The sequence below is a fragment of the Mesorhizobium sp. HAY1-8B genome, from assembly GCF_056868045.1.
Genome location: NZ_CP200321.1, coordinates 6,539,779 through 6,559,952, shown reverse-complemented (window position 1 = coordinate 6,559,952; position 20,174 = coordinate 6,539,779). Strand labels below are relative to the sequence as shown.

Annotated in this window: 18 protein-coding genes; 9 read left to right on the top strand and 9 right to left on the bottom strand. The window is 64.5% G+C overall.

Translation table 11 applies throughout. The features are described from left to right. Positions 1-72: 72 nt before the first annotated feature. Positions 73-831, bottom strand: coding sequence for an SDR family NAD(P)-dependent oxidoreductase (locus AC1VON_RS31570; protein ID WP_056578165.1), 759 nt, complete (start codon positions 829-831; stop codon positions 73-75). A gap of 154 nt (positions 832-985) precedes the next feature. On the opposite strand from AC1VON_RS31570, the gene AC1VON_RS31565 reads away from it, so the two are divergent. The 9 genes from AC1VON_RS31565 to AC1VON_RS31525 all read left to right on the top strand — a co-directional run bounded on the left by AC1VON_RS31565 (position 986) and on the right by AC1VON_RS31525 (position 10,143). After that, positions 986-2,395 carry an aldehyde dehydrogenase family protein gene (locus tag AC1VON_RS31565; RefSeq protein WP_483126021.1) on the top strand — a complete coding sequence of 470 codons (1,410 nt, stop codon included), beginning with the start codon at positions 986-988 and terminating at the stop codon, positions 2,393-2,395. A 16-nt stretch (positions 2,396-2,411) separates the two neighbouring features. Then, positions 2,412-3,215 carry an N-formylglutamate amidohydrolase gene (locus AC1VON_RS31560; RefSeq protein WP_483126020.1) on the top strand — a complete coding sequence of 268 codons (804 nt, stop codon included), beginning with the start codon at positions 2,412-2,414 and terminating at the stop codon, positions 3,213-3,215. A 71-nt stretch (positions 3,216-3,286) separates the two neighbouring features. Next, on the top strand, positions 3,287-3,871 hold the full coding sequence (locus AC1VON_RS31555; RefSeq protein WP_483126019.1) for a helix-turn-helix domain-containing protein: 585 nt from the start codon (positions 3,287-3,289) through the stop codon (positions 3,869-3,871). A gap of 145 nt (positions 3,872-4,016) precedes the next feature. After that, positions 4,017-4,742, top strand: coding sequence for an ABC transporter ATP-binding protein (locus AC1VON_RS31550; protein WP_172348807.1), 726 nt, complete (start codon positions 4,017-4,019; stop codon positions 4,740-4,742). Positions 4,743-4,787: 45 nt separating this feature from the next. Next, on the top strand, positions 4,788-5,942 hold the full coding sequence (locus AC1VON_RS31545) for an ABC transporter substrate-binding protein (RefSeq protein ID WP_172348808.1): 1,155 nt from the start codon (positions 4,788-4,790) through the stop codon (positions 5,940-5,942). A 42-nt stretch (positions 5,943-5,984) separates the two neighbouring features. Further along, the gene (locus tag AC1VON_RS31540) at positions 5,985-6,689 is read left to right on the top strand and encodes an ABC transporter ATP-binding protein (RefSeq protein WP_056578155.1); all 705 of its coding nucleotides are present in this window, start codon (positions 5,985-5,987) and stop codon (positions 6,687-6,689) included. Positions 6,690-6,697: 8 nt separating this feature from the next. Next, complete coding sequence (locus tag AC1VON_RS31535; protein ID WP_483126018.1) at positions 6,698-7,597, top strand: branched-chain amino acid ABC transporter permease; 900 nt, start codon at positions 6,698-6,700, stop codon at positions 7,595-7,597. Positions 7,598-7,630: 33 nt separating this feature from the next. Beyond that, positions 7,631-8,716 (top strand): branched-chain amino acid ABC transporter permease, encoded by a 1,086-nt coding sequence (locus AC1VON_RS31530; RefSeq protein ID WP_483126017.1) that lies wholly within the window; start codon positions 7,631-7,633, stop codon positions 8,714-8,716. 32 nt (positions 8,717-8,748) lie between these two features. Beyond that, a complete protein-coding gene (locus tag AC1VON_RS31525) occupies positions 8,749-10,143 on the top strand; it encodes a glutamine synthetase family protein (protein ID WP_483126016.1) in 1,395 nt (464 codons plus the stop codon). Between the two features lie 13 nt (positions 10,144-10,156). Here the strand turns inward: AC1VON_RS31525 and AC1VON_RS31520 are convergent, their stop codons facing one another. From AC1VON_RS31520 to AC1VON_RS31485, 8 genes are all read right to left on the bottom strand, one after another. Beyond that, positions 10,157-12,946 carry a nitrate reductase gene (locus AC1VON_RS31520; RefSeq protein WP_483126015.1) on the bottom strand — a complete coding sequence of 930 codons (2,790 nt, stop codon included), beginning with the start codon at positions 12,944-12,946 and terminating at the stop codon, positions 10,157-10,159. Positions 12,947-12,950: 4 nt separating this feature from the next. After that, the gene (gene nirD, locus AC1VON_RS31515) at positions 12,951-13,280 is read right to left on the bottom strand and encodes a nitrite reductase small subunit NirD (RefSeq protein WP_172348812.1); all 330 of its coding nucleotides are present in this window, start codon (positions 13,278-13,280) and stop codon (positions 12,951-12,953) included. Positions 13,281-13,344: 64 nt separating this feature from the next. Then, positions 13,345-15,795 carry a nitrite reductase large subunit NirB gene (gene nirB, locus AC1VON_RS31510; RefSeq protein WP_483126014.1) on the bottom strand — a complete coding sequence of 817 codons (2,451 nt, stop codon included), beginning with the start codon at positions 15,793-15,795 and terminating at the stop codon, positions 13,345-13,347. Between the two features lie 8 nt (positions 15,796-15,803). Continuing rightward, positions 15,804-17,105 carry an MFS transporter gene (locus tag AC1VON_RS31505; protein ID WP_483126013.1) on the bottom strand — a complete coding sequence of 434 codons (1,302 nt, stop codon included), beginning with the start codon at positions 17,103-17,105 and terminating at the stop codon, positions 15,804-15,806. A 56-nt stretch (positions 17,106-17,161) separates the two neighbouring features. After that, positions 17,162-17,359, bottom strand: coding sequence for a hypothetical protein (locus AC1VON_RS31500; protein WP_483126012.1), 198 nt, complete (start codon positions 17,357-17,359; stop codon positions 17,162-17,164). A 355-nt stretch (positions 17,360-17,714) separates the two neighbouring features. Further along, complete coding sequence (locus tag AC1VON_RS31495; protein WP_483126407.1) at positions 17,715-18,953, bottom strand: CmpA/NrtA family ABC transporter substrate-binding protein; 1,239 nt, start codon at positions 18,951-18,953, stop codon at positions 17,715-17,717. Between the two features lie 2 nt (positions 18,954-18,955). Further along, a complete protein-coding gene (locus AC1VON_RS31490) occupies positions 18,956-19,558 on the bottom strand; it encodes an ANTAR domain-containing response regulator (protein ID WP_172348816.1) in 603 nt (200 codons plus the stop codon). Between the two features lie 141 nt (positions 19,559-19,699). Next, on the bottom strand, positions 19,700-20,023 hold the full coding sequence (locus AC1VON_RS31485; RefSeq protein WP_483126011.1) for a hypothetical protein: 324 nt from the start codon (positions 20,021-20,023) through the stop codon (positions 19,700-19,702). Positions 20,024-20,174 lie beyond the last annotated feature (151 nt).

The window sequence follows — 20,174 nt, the reverse complement described above, 5'->3', positions numbered from 1 at the left end:
ACACTTGGACAGGTTTGAACGGCTTTCTCCGGCCGTTCGCCTCGGTCGCCATCGCGCCCTGGTGGGCGGCTTCTACATGCGCATCAACAGACCGCCATCGACGGCAAGCTCGATGCCGGTGATGTAGCTCGCGGCGTCGGAGAGGAGGAAGAGCGCGGCATTGGCCATGTCCTGAGGCGTGCCGATGCGACCGAGCGGTGCGTAGCTCGCAACGGCCGAGCGCTTTTCCTCGGTGTCCCAGCGCGCCTGCAGCGGCGTCAACGCCATGCCGGGGCAGATGGCGTTGGAGCGGATGCGCTCACCGGCGAGCTGCATGGCGAGTGATTTGGAGAGCGCGCACACACCTGCCTTCGAGGCCTGGTAGGCGTCCTGCGGATTGGCGTCGCCGCGATACCACTGGATGGTCGAGAAATGCACCATGGCGCCGCCGCGCCCGCCCGAGCGCATATGCGGAACGACCGAGCGTGCGGTGTGGACGAAGGACTTCAGATTGATGTTGAAGACCTCGTCCCAGACGTCGAGGTCCATTTCGAGCGCCGACTTGTCGCGGCCGAACCACAGGACCCCCGCGACATTGGCGAGATAGTCGATGCCGCCGCGTTCGCGGCCCGCCGTATTGACGACTTGTTCGACGAAGGCGGCGTCGGTCAGATCGCCTTGCGCGAAGGTGAGCCTGTCGTCATAGGCGGCCAGCGACGCCGGACGGGCCTTGACGTCGATGGCGGTGACGGAGGCGCCGGCATCGAGCAGGGCCAGCGTGATCGCCTCGCCCATGCCGCCGCCCGCGCCGGCGACCACCGCATGCCTGCCGGTGAAATCGTAAGCGATCATCTCAACTCCCCTCATGTGCTGCCGCCAATGCGCGATGTCGGGACAATAGGGGCGGATAAAAATTCCATCAAGCGGTATTAGAAAAAATTTGCCAAAATGGAAAATCGCGATATCGTGGCCCGAAAGACCTCTCATCTCGGATGGATTCAAGACCATGAACCTGCATTCCGGCGCGCGGACCTTTTCCGTGACTTCTCCCGTCGACGGCTCGACCTATACGACGCGCGCCTATGCGGACGGGGCGGCCATCGAAGCCGCGCTGAGCCGGGCACGTGCCGCGCTGCCGTCGTGGCGGCGCACGCCGCTGGCCGAGCGGCTGGCAGTGCTGCTGCGCTTCGGCGAGGAGATGAAAGCGCGGGCAACGCCGCTGGCTGAAATGGTGGCGTGGCAGATCGGCCGGCCGCTGTGGCAGGCCGACGAGACGCCGCGCCTGGCACTGGTTGGCGAGCTGCTGGCCGGCGTCGCACCGGAAACGCTGGCCGATGTGCCGTATCCCTCGGACGAAAACATCCGCCGCTACGCCAAGCCTGTGTCAGGTGGCCTGCATCTGTCGATCTGTGCCTGGAATTACCCGACCGCCATGCTCGGCTATCTCGTGACGTCGCCGCTCGCGGCCGGCAATGTCGTGATCTTCAAGCATTCGCCGCAGACGCCGCTGATCGCCGAACTGGCCGAGGAAGCCTTCCGTGCCGCCGGTGGCCCGGAAGGTGTCTTCCAGAGCCTGCATCTCGACCATGCCGATGCCGAGAAGCTGATCGCGTCGGGTGCCTTCAACGCGGTGAATTTCATCGGCTCGGTCAATGGCGGAAGGCGTGTCCACGCGGCCGCCGCCGGCACCTTCACACAGGTGCATCTCGAACTCGGCGGCAAGGACCCGACCTATGTCAGGGCCGATGCCGATCTTGAGGCGACGATCCCGCAGATCGCCGAAGGCACCTACTCCAATGCCGGCCAGTCCTGCTGCTCGGTCGAGCGCATCTATGTCGACAAGGCGATCCATGACCGCTTCGTCGAAGCCCTGGTCGCCGAGACGGCCAAATGGACCATTGGCCATCCCTTCGACGAGAAGCCGATGGTCGGCCCTGTGGTGCGGGCGAGTGCGGCCGACACCATTCGCGGTCTTACTGACAGCGCGGTGCGGGCAGGGGCCAGGCGCCTGATGCCGCAGGACGGCGCGCTCAAGGCCTCCGGCCTCGGCGCCGCCTATGTCGCGCCGGAGGTGCTGGTCGGGGTCGATCACAGCATGCAGATCATGCGCGACGAACTGTTCGGGCCGGTGGCCTGCATCCAGTCGGTCGGCAGCGATGACGAGGCGATCCGCCTGATGAACGACAGCGATTTCGGGCTGAGCGCCTCGATCTGGACCAGGGATATCGAGCGCGGCGTGGCGCTGCTTGACGAAGTCGAGGCCGGCACGGTCTATCTCAACCGCTGCGACCATGCCGACCTGCATCTGCCCTGGGGCGGCATCAAGAACTCCGGCCTTGGCCGCACCAATGGCCGCGCCGGACTGACGGAGGCTACAGCGGCGAAGGCCTACCATGTCCGCTCCGTCATCGGTTGATCCAGAGCTTGGCGCGATGAACGCTGTGGGCCTTGCAGGGCTTGACGATGCGGCCATCGCCGCGCTGGCCGCGGCCAGCGTCGAGCGGCTGCACATCGATGCCGCCAGCCCCTACCTGCTGATCGCCGAGCACGCCGGCCATGTCGTGCCCGCGCCCTGGCATGACCTTGGCCTGCCAGGGCCCTATCTCGGCACGCATTTCGCGGTCGACATCGGCATCGACGCCTTGACGCGCCGGCTGTCGCGCACGTTGCGGGCGCCAGCCGTTATCGCGCACTACTCGCGGCTGTTCCTGGACTACAACAGGCCGGCCGGGGAATGGGACTTCATGCGTCCGGATCTCGGTGGCATCCCGGTGCCCGGCAATGTCACGCCGGATGCGACCGATGTCAGGCTGCGCAAGTCCATCGCTTGGGCGCCGCTCGAACAGGCAATCGTCGAGGCCGCAGCCGGCCGGCAGGCCCTGGTCTCGGTGCATTCCTTCACCCCGGTGATGGCTGGCGTCAGGCGCAATGTCGACATCGGCGTCTTGTGGCGGGAGCCGTCCGCCTTCGTCACCTCGGTGCTGAAGATGCTTGGCGCGCACGGTGCGGAAACAGGCTTGAGGATCGGCGACAACGAACCCTATGACTGGCGCCAGGCGATCGGCTACACGCTGAACAGGCACGGTCTGGAGCAGGGCAGGCCTTGCCTCTACCTCGAGGTCCGCAACGACCTGCTTTCCGATCCGGAAACATTCGAGCTTGTCAGCCGCACGCTCGAGACCGTCTTTGCAACTGTTGCGATGTCGCTATGGCCGAAACCAGCCGTGGCCGTCTAAAGGCTGGACGCCCCAAGGCGGCCCCGCTAGAGCTTGTCGAATTGGAAACACGACAGCCAAGGGCACGGGCGATGCAGGGCAATGTGGGCAGCAAGATCCGCGACGCGCGCAAGGAGCAGAACATCACGCTGCGTGATCTCAGCGAGCGCTCCGGCCTGTCTGTGTCGCAACTGTCCAAACTCGAGAACGGCAAGGCGCGGCTGACGGTCGATGTCGCGCTGATGATCGCCGGCGTGCTGCATGTGCCGGTGGCTTCCTTCCTGTTCAGCCCCAAGCCCGGCATCCAGGCGCGCCGTTCCATCACGCGCGCCGGCAGCGGCATCCTGCACCAGGGCAATGCCATGGAATTCGAGGTTCTGTGCAGCGATTTCCGCGACAAGACCAATATTTTCTGGCGCGTCACGCTGCGCGCGAAGAGTTTTGAGGAGAATGGCGGCTGGCGCAGCCATTCGGGCGAAGAGTTCATCCACGTGTTGAGCGGCAGCCTGGAACTGCACACGATCCACTATGATCCGACGGTGCTGCTGCCGGGCGACAGCATCCTCTTCGACGGCGAAATGCAGCACGCCTATATCGCGCTTGGTGGCGAGCCAGTCGTCATGCTGATGTCGAACACGGTGCCACGCGACGGGCTTGCCGCCAGCGCGGGGATTTGAGCCCAGCCTGATCGCAAACCTGCTCATCTCAAGAATATTTTCTAAAATGGAAAAAAATGCTTGTTATGGAAAAGTCGGAGGTCTAGCATCCACTTGACCGGCCGACAGGAGAAATAGCCATCGACCGGGATGGGAGATGTGACCGATGCTGTCGGTTGAGGCAGTCAGCAAGACCTTTGGCGGCGTACAGGCATTGCGCAATGCGTCGCTGTCCTGTGAAGCCGGCGAGATCCTCGGCCTGATCGGCCCCAATGGCGCGGGGAAATCCACGCTGGTCAATGCCATCTCCGGCGTGCTCAAGCCCGACACCGGGAGTGTCCGGCTGGCAGGCCAGGAGATCACCGGCCATGGTCCCGAGCATTGCGCCCGGGCAGGGGTCGCGCGCACCTTCCAGACCATCCGCCTGTTCAAGGATCTGACTGTCCGGCAGAATGTCGAGGTCGCCCATATCACCTGCCAGACGGTTCGCCCGGATGCGGCGGCGCGCATCGGCATCGACCAACTGCTCGCCCAGTATCAGCTCGATGGTTTTGCCGACGTCCCGGCCGGCACGCTGTCCTACGGCAGCCAGCGCCGGCTCGAAATCGCCAGGGCGCTGGCGCTGGGCCCATCGCTGCTTTTGCTCGACGAGCCGGCCGCGGGCCTCAACGAAGGCGAGTCCGAGACGCTGGCGGTGGCGATCGAAGGCATTCGCAGCGATGTCGGCTGCGCCACCATCGTCATCGACCACGATCTGCGCTTCATCAACCGGCTGTGCGACCGGCTCTGCGTCATGGACCAGGGCCAGGTGATCGCCTCCGGGCAGACCGAAGAGGTGTGGCGCGATCCGCGCGTCATCGAGGTTTATGTCGGGCAGTCGGCCACATCGTGACGGCACCCGGGCCAGCAACAACAAGAGAGAGAAGGAGGGGTTCAAATGGAGAAGATGATCTTGGGAGCCGCGGTCGTCGCGGCGGGGCTTTTGCAGGTGGCGCATGCTGAGGCCGCCGATCTGAAGATCGGGCTCGCCGTTGCGATGACCGGCACCTATGCACCTTACAGCGAAGCCGAAGGCGCGCGCTGCATGGCCGACAAGCTGAACAAGGCTGCGGGTGCAGGCGATCCCAAGGTCGAGCTGATGATCGAGGACAACCGCTCCGACCCCCAGCTCTCGGTGTCGCTCGGCCAGAAATTCCTCGATGCGGGCGCGCAGATCATCACCGGCGTGCCGTTCCCCGACGCGCTGATCCCGACCGCGCAGATCGCGGCACCCTACGGCGCCACCGTGTTTTCGGCGCCGAACACGCAGCTCGAAATGCAGCAGGCAGGGCTCGACAATTTCATCGCCGGCGCGGTGCCCGATCCGATCAACGCGGCAGCCACCGCCAACGCGCTTTACGGCAAGGGCGCGCGCAGCGTGGCATTGATGGTCTCGCCCGATGCCGGATCCTATTCGGAAAAGCTGCCGGAATGGTTCGGTGAGGTGTTCGAGCATCTCGGCGGCAAGGTTGTCGGCAAGTTCAACTATTCCTGGGGCACCACCGACTGGTCGCCGCAGATCGCCAGCATCAAGGCGCTGCCGCAGAAGCCCGACGCCATCCATATCTGCGGCGTGCTGCCCGATGTCGGCATCTTCATCCGCCAGCTGCGCGCCAATGGTTATGACGGCTGGGTCGCCGGCTGCGATGCCTTCGACGACAAGTCCCTGGAAGGCACCGTCGGCGATCCGGCGTCGCTGGAGAAGGTGATGTTCGCCACCCATGGCGCGACCGGCATCGACAGCCCGATCGACAAGTTCCTCGCCCAGTGCAAGGCCGACGGCTACAAGATCAACGGCATCTTCGATGCGCTCGGCGCCGACATGGTGCAGATCAGCTACGAGGCGGCCAAGAAGTCCGGCACCGTCGAACCCGCTGCCTTGCGTGAGGCGATCCGCGCACCGGGCGGCTATCCCGGCACCACCGCGCCCACCATCTCCTTCGCCGAGAAGAAGGGTTATCCGGTGAAAGCGGTACCGGTGATGGGCTTCTCCAACGGCAAACGGGTGCTGATCACCGACACGCCGCCGACTTTCGTGCCGGCGCTGAACTGACGGGCAGCAGGCGATGATGATGAGAGCCTGGCAGGCCCCGTCGTGCTGAGCGTCGACAATCTGGTCGTCCGCTACGGCGCGGTGAGCGCGGTGCGCGACCTCAGCCTGAAGGTCGGGCGGGGCGAACTTGTCGCCTTGCTCGGTCCCAATGGCGCCGGCAAGAGTTCGACGATCAACGCGCTGACCGGTCTGGTCACGCCGGCCTCGGGTCGCATCGTCCTTGACGGCCAGGACATCTCGCGTGTCCGCACCGAGGATCGTATCCGCGCCGGCCTGACCTCGACACCGGAGGGCCGGCACATCTTCGCCAATCTGACCGTGGGCGAGAACCTGCGGCTGGGGGCCGCGACACGACGCGACCCCAAGGGCGTGCGTGGCGATATCGAGCGCTTCCTGGCACTGTTTCCGGTGCTGTCCGAGCGCTACGGCCAAGCGGCCGGCACGCTTTCGGGCGGCGAGCAGCAGATGCTTGCCATCGCCCGCTCTCTGATGTCGCGGCCGAAGCTGTTGCTGCTCGACGAGCCATCGCTCGGGCTGGCACCGAAGATCGTCGTGCAGATCTTCGATTTCATCGGCGAACTCAAGCGAGAAGGGCTGACGCTGCTGGTGGTCGAGCAGAACGCCAAGCAGGCGCTGCGCTTCGCCGACCGCGTCTATGTCGTCAGTGCCGGGACGCTCCGCTACGACGGGCCGCCGGCCGAGCTTGCCGACGAACATGGCCTCTTCAACCTCTATATTGGCGGGTAGGCGGCGACATGGACTATGCCCTGCAGCAGCTTCTCAACGCGCTGGCCTTCGGCGCGGAATATTCGCTGGTCGCGCTCGGCCTGGCGGTGGTGTTCTCCATCATGGGCCTGGTCAATTTCGCGCATGGCGAAATCATCGGCGTCTCGGCCTATAGCGTGTTCCTGGCGGCCGCCCTTGGCCTGACCTCGCCATTCGTGGCCGTGCTGCTTGCCGTCGCTGCCGCCGCCCTTGCGGCGGTCGCCTTCGAACGCGTCGCGTTCCGGCCGGTGCGCTACGCGCCGACGACGACAGGACTGCTCACCGCCTTCGGCGTCTCGATCGTCGTGCAGAACCTGTTCATGCTGCTGATCTCGCCCAAGCCGCAGTCGGTCTCGATCCTCAACGGGCTGAACCAGATGTGGTTCTTCGGCCCGTTCGCGGTGTCGTCGCTGCAGGTGATGGAACTCATCGTTTCCTGCCTGACCATTCTGGCGCTGGTGCTCTTCCTCAACCGCTCGACGCTTGGCCTGGCGATCCGCGCGGCATCGCGCGATTTCGCCACGGTGCGTCTGATGGGCATCAAGGCCAACCGGGTAATCGCCACCGCCTTCGCCATTTCGGGCGCGCTGGCCGGCATCGCAGCCGTCTTCATCATCGCGCGGCGCGGCAGCGTCTCGCCCGATCTCGGTTTCAGCCTGGTGTTGAAGGCCTTCGTTGCCTGCGTCATCGGCGGCTTCGGCTCGCTGGCGGGGGCGGCGGCCGGGGGCATGCTGCTCGGCTTCATCGAAGTCGGGCTGCTGGTTGCCTTGCCGCAGGAATATGGGGGCTTCAAGGATGCGCTCACCTACGTGATCATCGTCGCGTTGCTGGTCTACCGGCCGGAAGGCCTGCTCGGCCAGCGGGTTGAACTTGGCGACAAGGAGATTTGACGTGGGGGAGATTTGACGTGGGGGAGATCTGAGGTGTCGCAAGTGATCGAAAACACCGCGCCCCCCGCCGCCACCGTGACGCGGCCCAGCAGCGCCCTGACGCGCTCACTGATCGGCGGGTTGGTGACATCGCTGCCGGTACTGGCGATCGGGCTGGCGATCCTCGGTTTCGCGCCGACCTACTACACCTATCTGGCGCTCGGCGCCTTCGTGAACCTGATCGTCGTCGTCGGCCTGCAAGTGTTCATGGGCAATTCCAACATCGCCAATCTCGGCCACAGCGCCTTTGTCGGCCTTGGCGCCTATGGCGTCGCCATTCTCTCGACACCGCTCGCGATGAAGAAGCTGTCGATTCCCAACGCCCCGTTCGGCTTCGCAACCCTTCAGCTCGACCCTGTGTCCTCCGCGTTGATCGCTCTCGTTGTGGTCGGCATTGTCGCCGCTATCAGCGGCAAGGTCATCAGCCGCTTGTCGGGCGTCGCCGCGACCATCGTCAGCCTGGCGCTGTTGATCATCGTGCATTCGGTGTTTCTCAACTGGACCGATTTGTTCAAGGGCAACCAGGCCTTCTTCGGTATCCCGAAGGTGGTTGGCCTGCCCTGGATGCTGGTGTCCTCGGTGGTGGTGATCGTGCTGGCACGGCTGTTCAAGGACAGCCGCTGGGGGCTGCAACTAAGGGCCAGCGCGCAAAGCCCGCAGGCAGCGGCAGCCCTCGGCATCGACGCGCGGCGGCTGCGGCTGATGTCCTGGGTGCTGTCGGCGCTGATCTGCGGCCTGGCCGGCGTGCTCTATGCCTATTTCGCCGGTACGATCAGCCCGAAACTGTTCTACTTCCAGATGATCTTCAACACGCTGGCGATGCTGATCCTGGGCGGCATGGCAACGGTGACGGGTGCGGTGACCGGCGTGATCGTGCTTTCGGTCGGGCTCGAATTCATCCGCAGTATCGAATCCGGCGTGACGATCGGCAGTATTCAACTGCCGCAATTGCTCGGCCTGTCCGGCGTGGCGCTCGGCGTCGTCATCGTGCTGTGCATGGCGTTCCGGCCAGGCGGCATCAGCGGCCGCTACGAGCTCGACGAATTGTTGTCGCGATTTTTCCGGCGCAACGCGAAATAGCGGCGCCCTGCATTCTTGGTGGAGGACTGAAAGTGGAATTTGAGGACAAGGCCGCGGCTTACGCGCCCCAGCTCGAGGCGTTGCAGAAGAAACTCGCGGCAGACGGGGTCGAGTTCATCGAGGTGCATACGGTCGACACGTCGGGCGCATTCCGCTCCAAGATCGCACCGTTGAAGCTGTCGACCCATGGCGAATCCATCAACGCCATCCTCTATTGCGTCACCCATGGCGACGGCCAGCCGATGGGCGATGTCGCGTTTGCTTCGCCCAGCGCCAATGAGGAGAACGGCTTTCCCAACATCAAGGGGATCATCGATCCGGCGACCGTTGTGCGGCATGGCTGGAAGCCGAAATTCGCCTCGGCCATTACCCGCTCCTACATGCTCGACGGCGCGGTCTGTCCGTTCGATCCGCGCGGCGTGCTGGCTCGTGTCGAGGAGCGCGCCAGGGGGCTCGGCTACGAGCCAATGTTCGCGCTGGAATACGAGTTCGGCATCTTCCATGCCGACCACGATCTGATGCGCGCCGGGCGCTATCGTGAGCTGAAGCCCTGGGGCCATTCGCTGATCAACTATGATCTGGTGCGCAGCGGCGAATATCAGGACTTCGCCGCCGAGTTCATCACCCGGATGAAGAGCATCGGTATCGGCGTTGCCTCGCTGGTCACCGAATATGGCTACGGCATGTATGAATATGCGCTGACGCCGAAGACCCCGCTGCAGGCAGCCGATGACGCCATGCGCGCCAAGCTGCACCTGCGCGAGCTCTGTGCCGAGCGGGGCCTGGTTGCCACCTTCATGACCCGCTTCCAGCCGCCGGGCAAGGAAAGCGCCTGTGGCGCGCATCACCATGTCAGCCTGTGGCGCGACGGCAAGCCGGCCTTCGCCGCTGGCCCGAACAAGCTGACGCCGGTCGCCGAGAAATTCCTCGCCGGCGTGCTCAACCGGATGCAGGAAACGCATCTCATGTTCCGGCCGACGGTCAATTCCTACCGCCGCTTCGACCGTGGCGCCTGGTCACCGGAAGATGTCGCCTGGGGCTTCGAGAACCGCACCGCGCCAATCCGCGCCATCACCACGCCCAATGACGGCGCCTGCCGGCTGGAGCATCGCGCGCCGGGCGCCGACATCAATCCCTATCTGTCGATCGCGGCGATCCTGGCGGCGGGCTGCGAGGGCATCGAAAAGGAGCTGCCGCTGGAAGCGCCGGTGACATCCAACCTCGCCACTCTCGACAAGCCGAAACTGCCGCGCACGCTCAATGCCTCGATCGAGGCATTCGCCGCGTCGGACTTCTGCGTCGAGGCGTTCGGTGAAGCGTTCCGCGACAATTACGCCGAGAGCCGGCGGGCGGAGCAGGCAGCGTTCGATGCCTGGCAGGCGTCGCACATCACCGACTTCGAGTGGCAGCGCTATTTCGTCAGCTGACGAGGGGGGCGGCTCACTCGGCGGCCTGGACGCGATTGGCCTGGATGAGGGCGCGGATCTCAGACCGGCAGGAGCCGCAATTGGTGCCGGCCTTCAGCGCACCGCCGATGGCTTCGACGGTGGCGCAGCCGGCTGTCACTGCCGCCACGATCTGGTTGGCGCCGACGTTGAAACAGGAGCAGACGGCGGCGCCGGCATCGGGCCGGTCGGCACCGGCGCGGCCGGCGACGATCCGGAAGCGTTCACGCTGGCTGGCGTAAACCTCCTCGAGTTGTTCGGCCGCCCAGCCACGCGACACCGCGACCGGGCCAGGCGCGACGAACAAGGCGCCCACGAGGTGCTCACCGTCGAAGGCGGCGATGCGATGCCGGCCGGCGTCGCGGTCGTGATAGGCGAGCATCTGAGCATCGGGTGACGTGGCGAACAGGGATTGGGCAAAGCCCGTCCAGTCGATGCCGTCGTCAGCGAAGGCAAGCTCTACCCGCCAGCCACCCTTGCAGCGGGCAAGCGCCCAATAGTCTGCGGTAATGGTCGCGGGGCGTTGCCGTGTCACGGCAAAACCAAAAGCCTTGGCGGCAAATTTCTCCATGCGTGCGGCGACGTGTTTCAGCGCGGGTTGGCCTGAGACCGGATCGACGAGCTGCGCGGTCAGCGCGTCGAGCCGGCCCCTTGCCGCGAACTGGTCGGTCCAGTGCATTGGTGCGAAGACGCTGCCCTGGCGCTGGCGGGACGTGATCAGGGCGCGGACCAGCACATCGCCGCGTCGGCTGGAGATACGCACGATGTCGGCGTCGTCGATGCCGTGGTGCTGCGCGTCCACGGGGTGGATTTCGACAAAGGGCTCGGCGATGTGCTGGGAAAGACGCGGGCTTTTGCCGGTGCGCGTCATGGTGTGCCAGTGGTCGCGGATGCGGCCGGTGTTGAGGATGAGCGGGAAGTCGGGGGTGGCGCGGATTTCGGCGATGGGACGGATGGCTATGAAGCGGGCTTTGCGGTCGGGTGTGAAATAGCCACCGTTGGCGAAGAAGCGAACAGGCCAGAGGGGGTCGCCGGCGACAATCTCGACTTGGTTACCGCGAGACGTCAAGACTTCACCACCGACCCCACCCCGGCTCGCTTGTCTCGCTTCGCTCAACCAGCGAGCCGACCCTCCACCCAAGGGGGAGGGTAAGGCCGGTGCCGGCCATTGGAACGGCGTCAATCCCTCGTAAGCCGCAGCGTCAACACCGCCATAGGCGCCGATATCGAAATCCCGCGCGCCATCGTTCTCGTAGCCGGACAGCGCGGCGTGCTCGGCGAAAACCTCAGCAGGGACCGTATGGGTAAACGCCTCGGCAAACCCCATCCGTCGCGCCACTTCGGCGACAATCCACCAGTCGGGCCGCGCCTCACCGGGCGGAGGCAGAAAGGCGCGCTGGCGCGAGATGCGGCGTTCCGAATTGGTAACGGTGCCGTCCTTTTCGCCCCAGGCCGTGGCCGGCAGCCTTACATGGGCGTGGCGCACCGTGTCCGTGCTGGCCAGCACGTCCGACACCACGACGAACGGGCAAGCCTTGATTGCCGCTTCGACGGCGTCGGCGTCCGGCATCGAATCGACCGGGTTGGTGGCCATGACCCACAGCGCCTTGATGCGGCCGTCGGCCACGGCTTGAAACATCTCGACGGCCTTCAGCCCGGGTTTTTGCACGATATCAGGCGCGTTCCAGAAGCGCCGCACGCGGTCACGGTGCTCGGCGTTGTCGATCTCCATATGGGCGGCGAGCATATTCGCCATGCCGCCCACCTCACGGCCGCCCATGGCGTTGGGTTGGCCGGTCACGGAGAACGGCCCGGCTCCCGGCTTGCCGATGCGGCCGGTGGCGAGATGGCAGTTGATGATGGCATTGACCTTGTCGGTGCCCGACGACGACTGGTTCACACCCTGGCTGTAGACCGTCACTGTCCTGGAGGTCGCGGCAAACAGGCTATAGAAACGGCCAAGCTCGTCTTCGCTAAGGCCGGTGGCCGTGGCAACACCGGCAAGATCGAGCGTGGAGGCAGCGAAAAGGGCTTGGCCGAAGCCGGTCGTGTGCGCCGTGATATAGGCGCGGTCGAGCGCATTGTGCTGGCCGAGCCAGGCGAGAAGGCCGGTAAACAAAGCGGCGTCGCCATCGGGCGCGATCGCCAGATGCATGTCAGCTATGTCAGCGGTCATGGTGCGGCGCGGGTCGATGAGCACGATCTTCATCCCGGGCCGTTTTTCCCGGGCCGCCGCGATGCGCTGGTAGAGCACGGGGTGGCACCAGGCAAGGTTGGAGCCGACCAGCACGATGAGGTCGGCGAGTTCAAGGTCCTCGTAGGTTCCCGGCACCGTGTCGGAGCCGAAGGCGCGGCGGTGGCCGGCGACGGACGAGGCCATGCAGAGGCGAGAATTGGTGTCGATGTTGGCCGAGCCGATGAAGCCCTTCATCAGCTTGTTGGCGAGGTAATAATCCTCGGTCAGCAATTGGCCCGAGACATAGAAGGCGACCGCATTCGGGCCGTGTTCGGCGATGGTTTGCGAGAAGGTCGAAGCGACGAGGTCGAGCGCCTCATCCCAGCCTGTCCGGCGGCCGTGGATTTCGGGATGAAGCAACCTGCCGTCGAGGCCGATCGTCTCGGCCAGCGCGGAACCCTTGGAGCAGAGCCGGCCGAAATTCGCGGGATGATCGGGGTCGCCGCGGACAGACACCTGCCCGTCCGCGGGGACCTTGGCCAGCACGCCGCAGCCCACCCCGCAATAGGGGCAGGTGGTCCTCACCTCGCGTGCCTCGTCAATCTGCATGTGTTCAGGCCGCATGGCTCGCCAGCGCTTCCAGTGCCAGGAACAGGCGTTCGCCCTCGACCTTGACCGGGATGGTGCGCACCACGCCTTCGTCGGCGCCGAGCGCCTTGCCCGTCTCCAGCGAGATCACCCAATTGTGCAAGGGACAGGTCACCGCCGCACCATGGACGATGCCCTGGCTCAGTGGACCGCCTCTGTGCGGGCAGTGATCGTCGATGGCGAAGACCTGATCGTCCTGGGTGCGGAAGACGGCGACCTTACCTTGCGGAGTGGCGACGCAGCGCGCGCCACGACGGGGGATGTCGGAGATGGTGCCGATCGATATCCAATTCATGTGAATTCCCTTTTTGCGCGTGTTCTCGACCGAAAACCGGTTCCCTCTTTTTGGGAACACGCGCTCACTCCGCCGCCTCGGCAAACCCGACCGAAGCCATCGGCCGAAACTCGTGCTTGTCCTTGCCGGAGACGCGTTCCGACCATGGGTCGACCTGGGCGAATTTCTGGGAGAAGACGAAGCGGTCGTAATAGGCCTTGCGCTTGGCATCGTCGTCCATGATCTGGCGCTTGATCTCGGGGATGCCGATGCGCTTGGCCCATTTGTAGATGCGCTCGAGATAGCGGCCCTGCTCGCGGTACATCTGTGTCAGCGCCACGATGTGCTCCAGCGCCTCATCCTCGGTCTTCACAAGGCCGAGCACTTCGGTGCCCTTGATGTCGAGGCCGGCGGCGCCGGCGAAATGGATCTCGTAGCCAGAGTCGACGCAGATGACGCCGACATCCTTGCAGGTCGCCTCGGCGCAGTTCCTGGGACAGCCCGACACCGCCATCTTGACCTTGGCCGGGGTCCATGAGCCCCACATGAATTTTTCGATGCGGATGCCGAGCCCCGTCGAATCCTGCGTGCCGAAGCGGCACCAGTCCGAGCCGACACAGGTCTTCACCGTGCGCAGGCCCTTGGCGTAGGCGTGGCCGGAGACGAAGCCGGCCTGGCCGAGATCGGCCCACACCGCCGGCAGGTCCTCCTTGCGGATGCCGAGCATGTCGATGCGCTGACCGCCGGTGACCTTGACCATCGGGATCTCGAACTTGTCGACAACGTCGGCGATGGCGCGCAGTTCGGCGGCGTTGGTGACGCCGCCCCACATGCGCGGCACCACTGAATAGGTGCCGTCCTTCTGGATATTGGCGTGGACGCGCTCGTTGATGAAGCGCGACTGGTAGTCGTCGGCGTAATCATCCGGCCAGTCGCAGACGAGGTAGTAGTTGAGCGCCGGCCGGCATTTGGCGCAGCCGCAGGAGGTCTTCCATTCCAGCTCCTGCATGACGGCGGGAATGGTCTTCAGGTGCTTGGCCTTGATCAGCCGGCGTACTTCGTCATGGCCGAGCGTGGTGCAGGAGCACATAGGCTGCACGGCGGCGGGGTTGTACGCATCGCCAAGGGTCAGCACCATCAGCTTCTCGACCAATCCCGTGCAGGAGCCGCAGGAGGCCGATGCCTTGGTGTGGGCACGCACATCGTCGAGCGAGGTCAGGCCCTTGCCCGTGATCGCGCCAGTGATCTTTCCCTTGCAAACGCCGTTGCAGCCGCAGATTTCCGCATCATCCGGCAAGGCTGCAACGGCCGCCATAGGGTCCAGCGGGGCACCCCCCTGGTATGACTGACCGAAAATAAGCGTGTCACGCATCTCCGAAATATCGGTCTGCTTCTTCTTCAGATCGTTGAACCAGGCGCCGTCTGATGTTTCGCCATAGAGCACCGTGCCGATGATGCGGTCGTCCTTGAGCACCAAGCGCTTGTAGACGCCGGCCGAAGCATCGCGCAGCACGATCTCCTGGCGGTCGTCGCCATCGGCGAAGTCGCCAAGCGAGAACAAGTCGATGCCGGTGACCTTGAGCTTGGTCGGCGTGTCGGAATGGACGAAGGCGGCAGCCTCGTCGCCGGCGAGCTGGCTCGCCGCAACGCGCGCCATTTCGTAGAGGGGTGCCACCAACCCGTAGACCATGCCGTTGACCTCGGCGCATTCGCCGAGCGCGTAAATGTCGGGGTCGTTGCTGCGCATGCCGGCGTCGACGACGATGCCTCTGTTGACGGCGATGCCCGCCTCTTTCGCCAGTGCCGCATTCGGCCTGATGCCGACCGCCATCACCACCAGCGTCGCCGGAATGACGGTGCCGTCGGCGAGTTCCACTTGCTCGACCTTGCCGTTGCCGCTGATTGCCTGCGTGTTGGCCTTGGTGATGACCTTGATGCCGCGCTGCTCCACCGCGCGCTGCAGCAGGTAGCCGGCGGCTGGATCGAGCTGACGCTCCATCAGCGTCGGCATGACATGCAGCACGGTGACGTCCATGCCTTGCGCATTCAGTCCGGCCGCCGCCTCCAGCCCGAGCAGGCCGCCGCCGATGACCACGGCCTTGGCCCGCGACTGGGCGGCAAGCATCATGGCGCGTACATCGTCCAGATCGCGGTAGGTCAGCACGCCGGGCAGATTGTGACCGGGCACCGGAATGATGAACGGCACCGAACCGGTGGCGATGACCAGTCTGTCGTAAGGCTCTGTGACGCCATGATCGGAGGTAACGGTCTTGGCCTGCCGGTCGATGGCAACGATCTTGTGGCCCTTGTAGAGGGTGATGCCGTGCTTGATGTACCAACCGTCACCATGGATGATGATCTCCTCATAATCCTTCTCACCCGACAGAACAGGCGACAGCATGATGCGGTCGTAGTTCACGCGCGGCTCGGCGTTGAAGATGGTGACCTGGTAGCGGCCAGGCGCCTTTTCCAGCAGATGCTCCAGCATGCGCCCGGGAGCCATGCCGTTGCCGATGATGACGAGTTTCTCGGTCATATCCAGTCTCACTCAGCCGCGTAGGAAAGGGGTGAAGCTTCAGCAGATGCCGCACGCTCCATGCGGCGGATGGAGACATGCATCCAGGCAAGGCAGGCGACGACGATGACGAAGAGCAGCATGAAACAGCTCGACCAGACGCCGGTGAGGTCGTTGAGGGCGCCGAAGGCAATCGGCAGGATGAAGCCGCCGAGCCCGCCGATCATGCCCACGACGCCTCCTACAGCACCGACATTCTGCGGATAGTAGGCGGGAATGTGCTTGTAGACCGCAGCCTTGCCGAGACTCATGAAGAAGCCAAGCACGCAGGCAACGGCGATGAAGGCGAGCGGGCCGATCTCGAAATGGAAGGCGATCGGCCCGCTGATGCCGCGCACGACGTAGTCTGCCGAGGGGAGAGACAGAACGAGAGTCGCGACGGCACTGACGGCGAAGGTCGAATAGAGCACGGTCCGGGCGCCGATCCGGTCGGAAAGTACGCCGCCATAGGCGCGGAAGACGCTCGCGGGAATCGAATAGGCGGCGCCGATCATGCCGGCGGTCGCAAGTCCGAAGCCGTAGACGCCGATCAGGTAGCGCGGCAGCCACAGCGACAGCGCCACGAACGCGCCAAAGGCGAAGAAGTAGTAGAAGGCGAAGCGCCAGACCTGCAGGTTCTTGAGCGGCGCGAATTCCTGCCAGAAGCTTCTGGTCGGTGCTGCCTTGCCGGCACGGCGCTCGCGGATGACCGGATCGTCGCTGGTGGCGAGCCAGAAGATGGCGGCCATGACGACGAGTGCGGCCGCCCAGATCAGCGCGACCGACTGCCAGCCCCAGGAGAGAAGCACGAAGGGTGCCAGGAACTTGGTGACCGCGGCCCCGACATTGCCGGCGCCGAAGATGCCAAGGGCCGTGCCCTGCCGGTCGGCGGGGAAGAAGCGCGAGACATAGGACACGCCAACGGCAAATGAGCCGCCGGCGAGCCCGACGCCAAGCGCTGCGACCAGCATCTGCCCATAGGTATGCGCAAAGGCCAGCAGGAAGGTCGCGGCCGCCGCGGCAAGCATGGTCGCCGTGTAGACCAGCCGCCCGCCATAGCGGTCGGTCCAGACGCCGAGCACCATGCGCACGAGCGAACCAGTCAGGATCGGCGTGCCGACGAGCAGGCCGAACTCAGTCTCGTTCAGCCCAAGCTCCTGCTTTATGCGCACGCCGATGATCGAAAAGATCGTCCACACCGCGAAGCAGACGGTGAAGGCGATGGTGGACATTGCGAGCGCCTGCCGGGGAGCATTGTCCTGGCTGGGCTCGGCTGGGAGATTTAAGGTCATGGTCGGCTCCGGTTTGCGGCGTGGGAGGCACCGCGCCTGTCTGTTCGTTGCAATTATCAGCGGTGCTGCATCAGGGAGCTGGATGAAACCGAGCTCTGCGCTGTCACTTCAGGACCCTTGCCGTCAGTTTTGGAGCCGGCGGAGTGGAGCAGGAGCGCGGCGGTGAACAGCACCGCTGTCAGCGCGCTGCTCGCCAGAAAATCGCGGCGTGTGAAATCCTTGAGGGTGGTGACAGTTCCGATCTGTATTGCCATCGTCGTCTCCAGTTGACGCCGCCTGGGATCAGCGCCGTCGATTGCGTATCGGCCAAAACAAAAAAGCCGCCGGCCAGGTCTTCGCGCCCGGAAATCCGGATCGCGTCTTGACCTGAGCGGCAGCTTTGCCTGTGGGCGCCCGCCATTGGACGCCTGTTCGAGTGCCCCAGAAGGGCTCGATCACTCCAAAGCAGGAACCGTGCCAGTTTCGGGCGGCAGGAAAAAAATCAATGAAATCAGTGATGCAAAGCGATCATCGCCGCGGGGCCCCGCAGGCCGCGCGGGTCAAAGATTGTTCATCGGAGCCATCGAACGCACAATTTTTGTGCAATGCACAAAAGTGTCGCTGTAATGATCAGGCCTCCTCGCGGGCCGATTTCTGACCGGCAATGTAGGCGTCGATCTCGTCGGGATCGAAGATCTGGCCGTCGAAGAAACCGTCGGGACCGAGCACAAGGCCCGCCCCGGTCGCGCCGACCGCGGTGGCGACCTTGAGCGCGCCCTCGACCTTGGCGTTGGCGCCGGGAAGTGCCACGCCGAGCGGCTTCAGCGCCGCGCGGTAGAGGTCGGGCCTGTAGCAGTCGCGCGCAATGGCGAGATTTTCAGGCGTGTGTGCCACATGCCCCCAGCGCACCATCTGCGTGTAGAACCACAGCGCATGGCTCTTCCACGGAAAGTTCGCTGCCTTGTCGAAGGGCAGGAAGAAGTCGTCAACATCTCGTTCCGCTCCGCCACCCAATCGGAGATGACCGGTCAGGATCGGCATCTGCACGGCCGGCGGCAGGCCGAGAAAGGCGGGCTGCGCCATCAGGGCGGCCAGCTCGGTGTGGTTGCCCGGATCCTGGCACCAGCGCGCCGAATGATGCAGTGCACGCAGCAGCGCGGCCAGAGCCTCGGGATTCTCGTCCGCCCAGGACTTGCGCACGCCGATCACCTTCTCCGGACTGTTGCGCCATATCTGCGCCTTGACGGTGACGATATGGCCGGTGCCGGCGGCCACCGCGGCGCTGTTCCAGGGTTCGCCGACGCAGTAGCCGTCGATGCGCCCAGTGGCCAGCGCGTCGGCCATGAAGGGCGGCGGTACGATGACAATCTCGATTTCGCGGTCGGGATCGATGCCGCAGGCGGCCAGCCAGTAGCGCAGTTCGTAGTTGTGCCCGGAATGGGGATGCACGACGGCGAAGCGCAACGGCTCGCGACCGGCCGCCGCCCGCTCGCGGATGAAGCCGCCAAGTGCCGCCCCGGCTAGCGCCGGATCAAGATCGGGTTCCGCGCCATGCGCGGCCATGCCGGCCCAGACTGCGTTGGAAATGGTGACGCAATTGCCGCCAAGCCCGAGCGAGAAGGGCACGATGGTTTCGGACGCGAGCGGCGTCAGCCCGAGATTGCAGGCGAGCGGCATCGGCCCCAGCATATGCGCGAGATGGAAATGGCCGATGGCGATACGGTCGCGGATGTTGGCCCAGGACGTCTCGCGGTGCAGCGTGAGATTTATGCTTTCGCGCGCGGCGAAGCCAAGCTGGCTTGCCGCGACCAGCACGGCGCTGTCGAAAAGCGGCATGAAGCCGGCGGTGATCTGATGCTCGGCACCCATGCTCATTCGTCCTCCGCCGGTCCGAGCAGCCCGGCGGCAGTCACCAGGCTCTGGGCGATCTCGCTGATCTTGCGGTTCTGGTTCATCGCCGTCTTGCGCAACAGCGTGTAGGCGGCTTCTTCGGAGAGGCCGCGCGACTTCATCAATATGCCCTTGGCGCGGTCAATGACCTTGCGGCCCTCGAGCTCGCTGCGTGCCTCTTCCAGTTCGCGCGCCATGCGCGAGAAAGCATTGAAGCGGCTCACCGCCATGTCGAGGATCGGCTTGACGCGCTCTTGCCTGAGCCCGTCGACGACATAGGCGGACACGCCGGCATCGACCGCAGCCTCGATCGAGGCCTGGTCCGAGCGGTCGACGAACATGGCGATCGGCCGCTTCACGGCACGCGACAGCTGGAACATGTTCTCGAGCATGTCGCGGTTGGGGTTTTCGAGGTCGATGACGATGACATCCGGCTCGATCTCGGCGATCCGCCGCGCGATGCCGGTCACGTCATGGATGATGGTGACCCGTTCATGGCCAGCCTCGCGCAGTCCCGCCTCGATGATCGAGGCACGGATGCGATTTTCGTCGATCACCAGGACGGCTAGGGAGGATCGGACCATGCCCGCATTGTGGGCAAGGCCGCGAAATTGTGCAATGCGGCATAGCCACGTCGATGTAAGAACCGTGGCTATGCCAGACCCTTCGCGGTGCTCACTCGCCGCCGAGGAGCAGGTTCTGGCGGAACCGAGCAAGCCGAGGTTTTAGCCGCAGACGCGAACGTCCTCGATCACCCTGTGGTGATGGCGCCAATGCACGACCGTTTCGGTGTGACAGCGGTGATGCCGGTGGTGGCGCCGGTATTGGCCACTATTGTCATACTGGACGTTCTGGTCGCCATCATACTGATTGTCGTAGCGGCGGTCATGGTGCCGGCGAACAATAACGCCGCCATTATCGGACTCATCATCCGGTGAATATCGGTTGCCGTCGTCGGACTGGATAATCACGCTAGCAGCTTGCGTTGGTGCAATGACTGCCGCTGTCGCCGTCAATGCCAAAAGGGAAGCTAAGATCAATTTTTTCATTTCGTCCTCCTGCGAGTTCAGGACTTAAACTCGACGTATCAACTCGCTGAAGAACCGAGCGTTCCACTGTAAATCCACACGCTTTGCGACGCCTAGAGCCGGATGATTTCAGGCCGAGCCGACCTGAAATGTGAATCCGGCTCTAAATCAA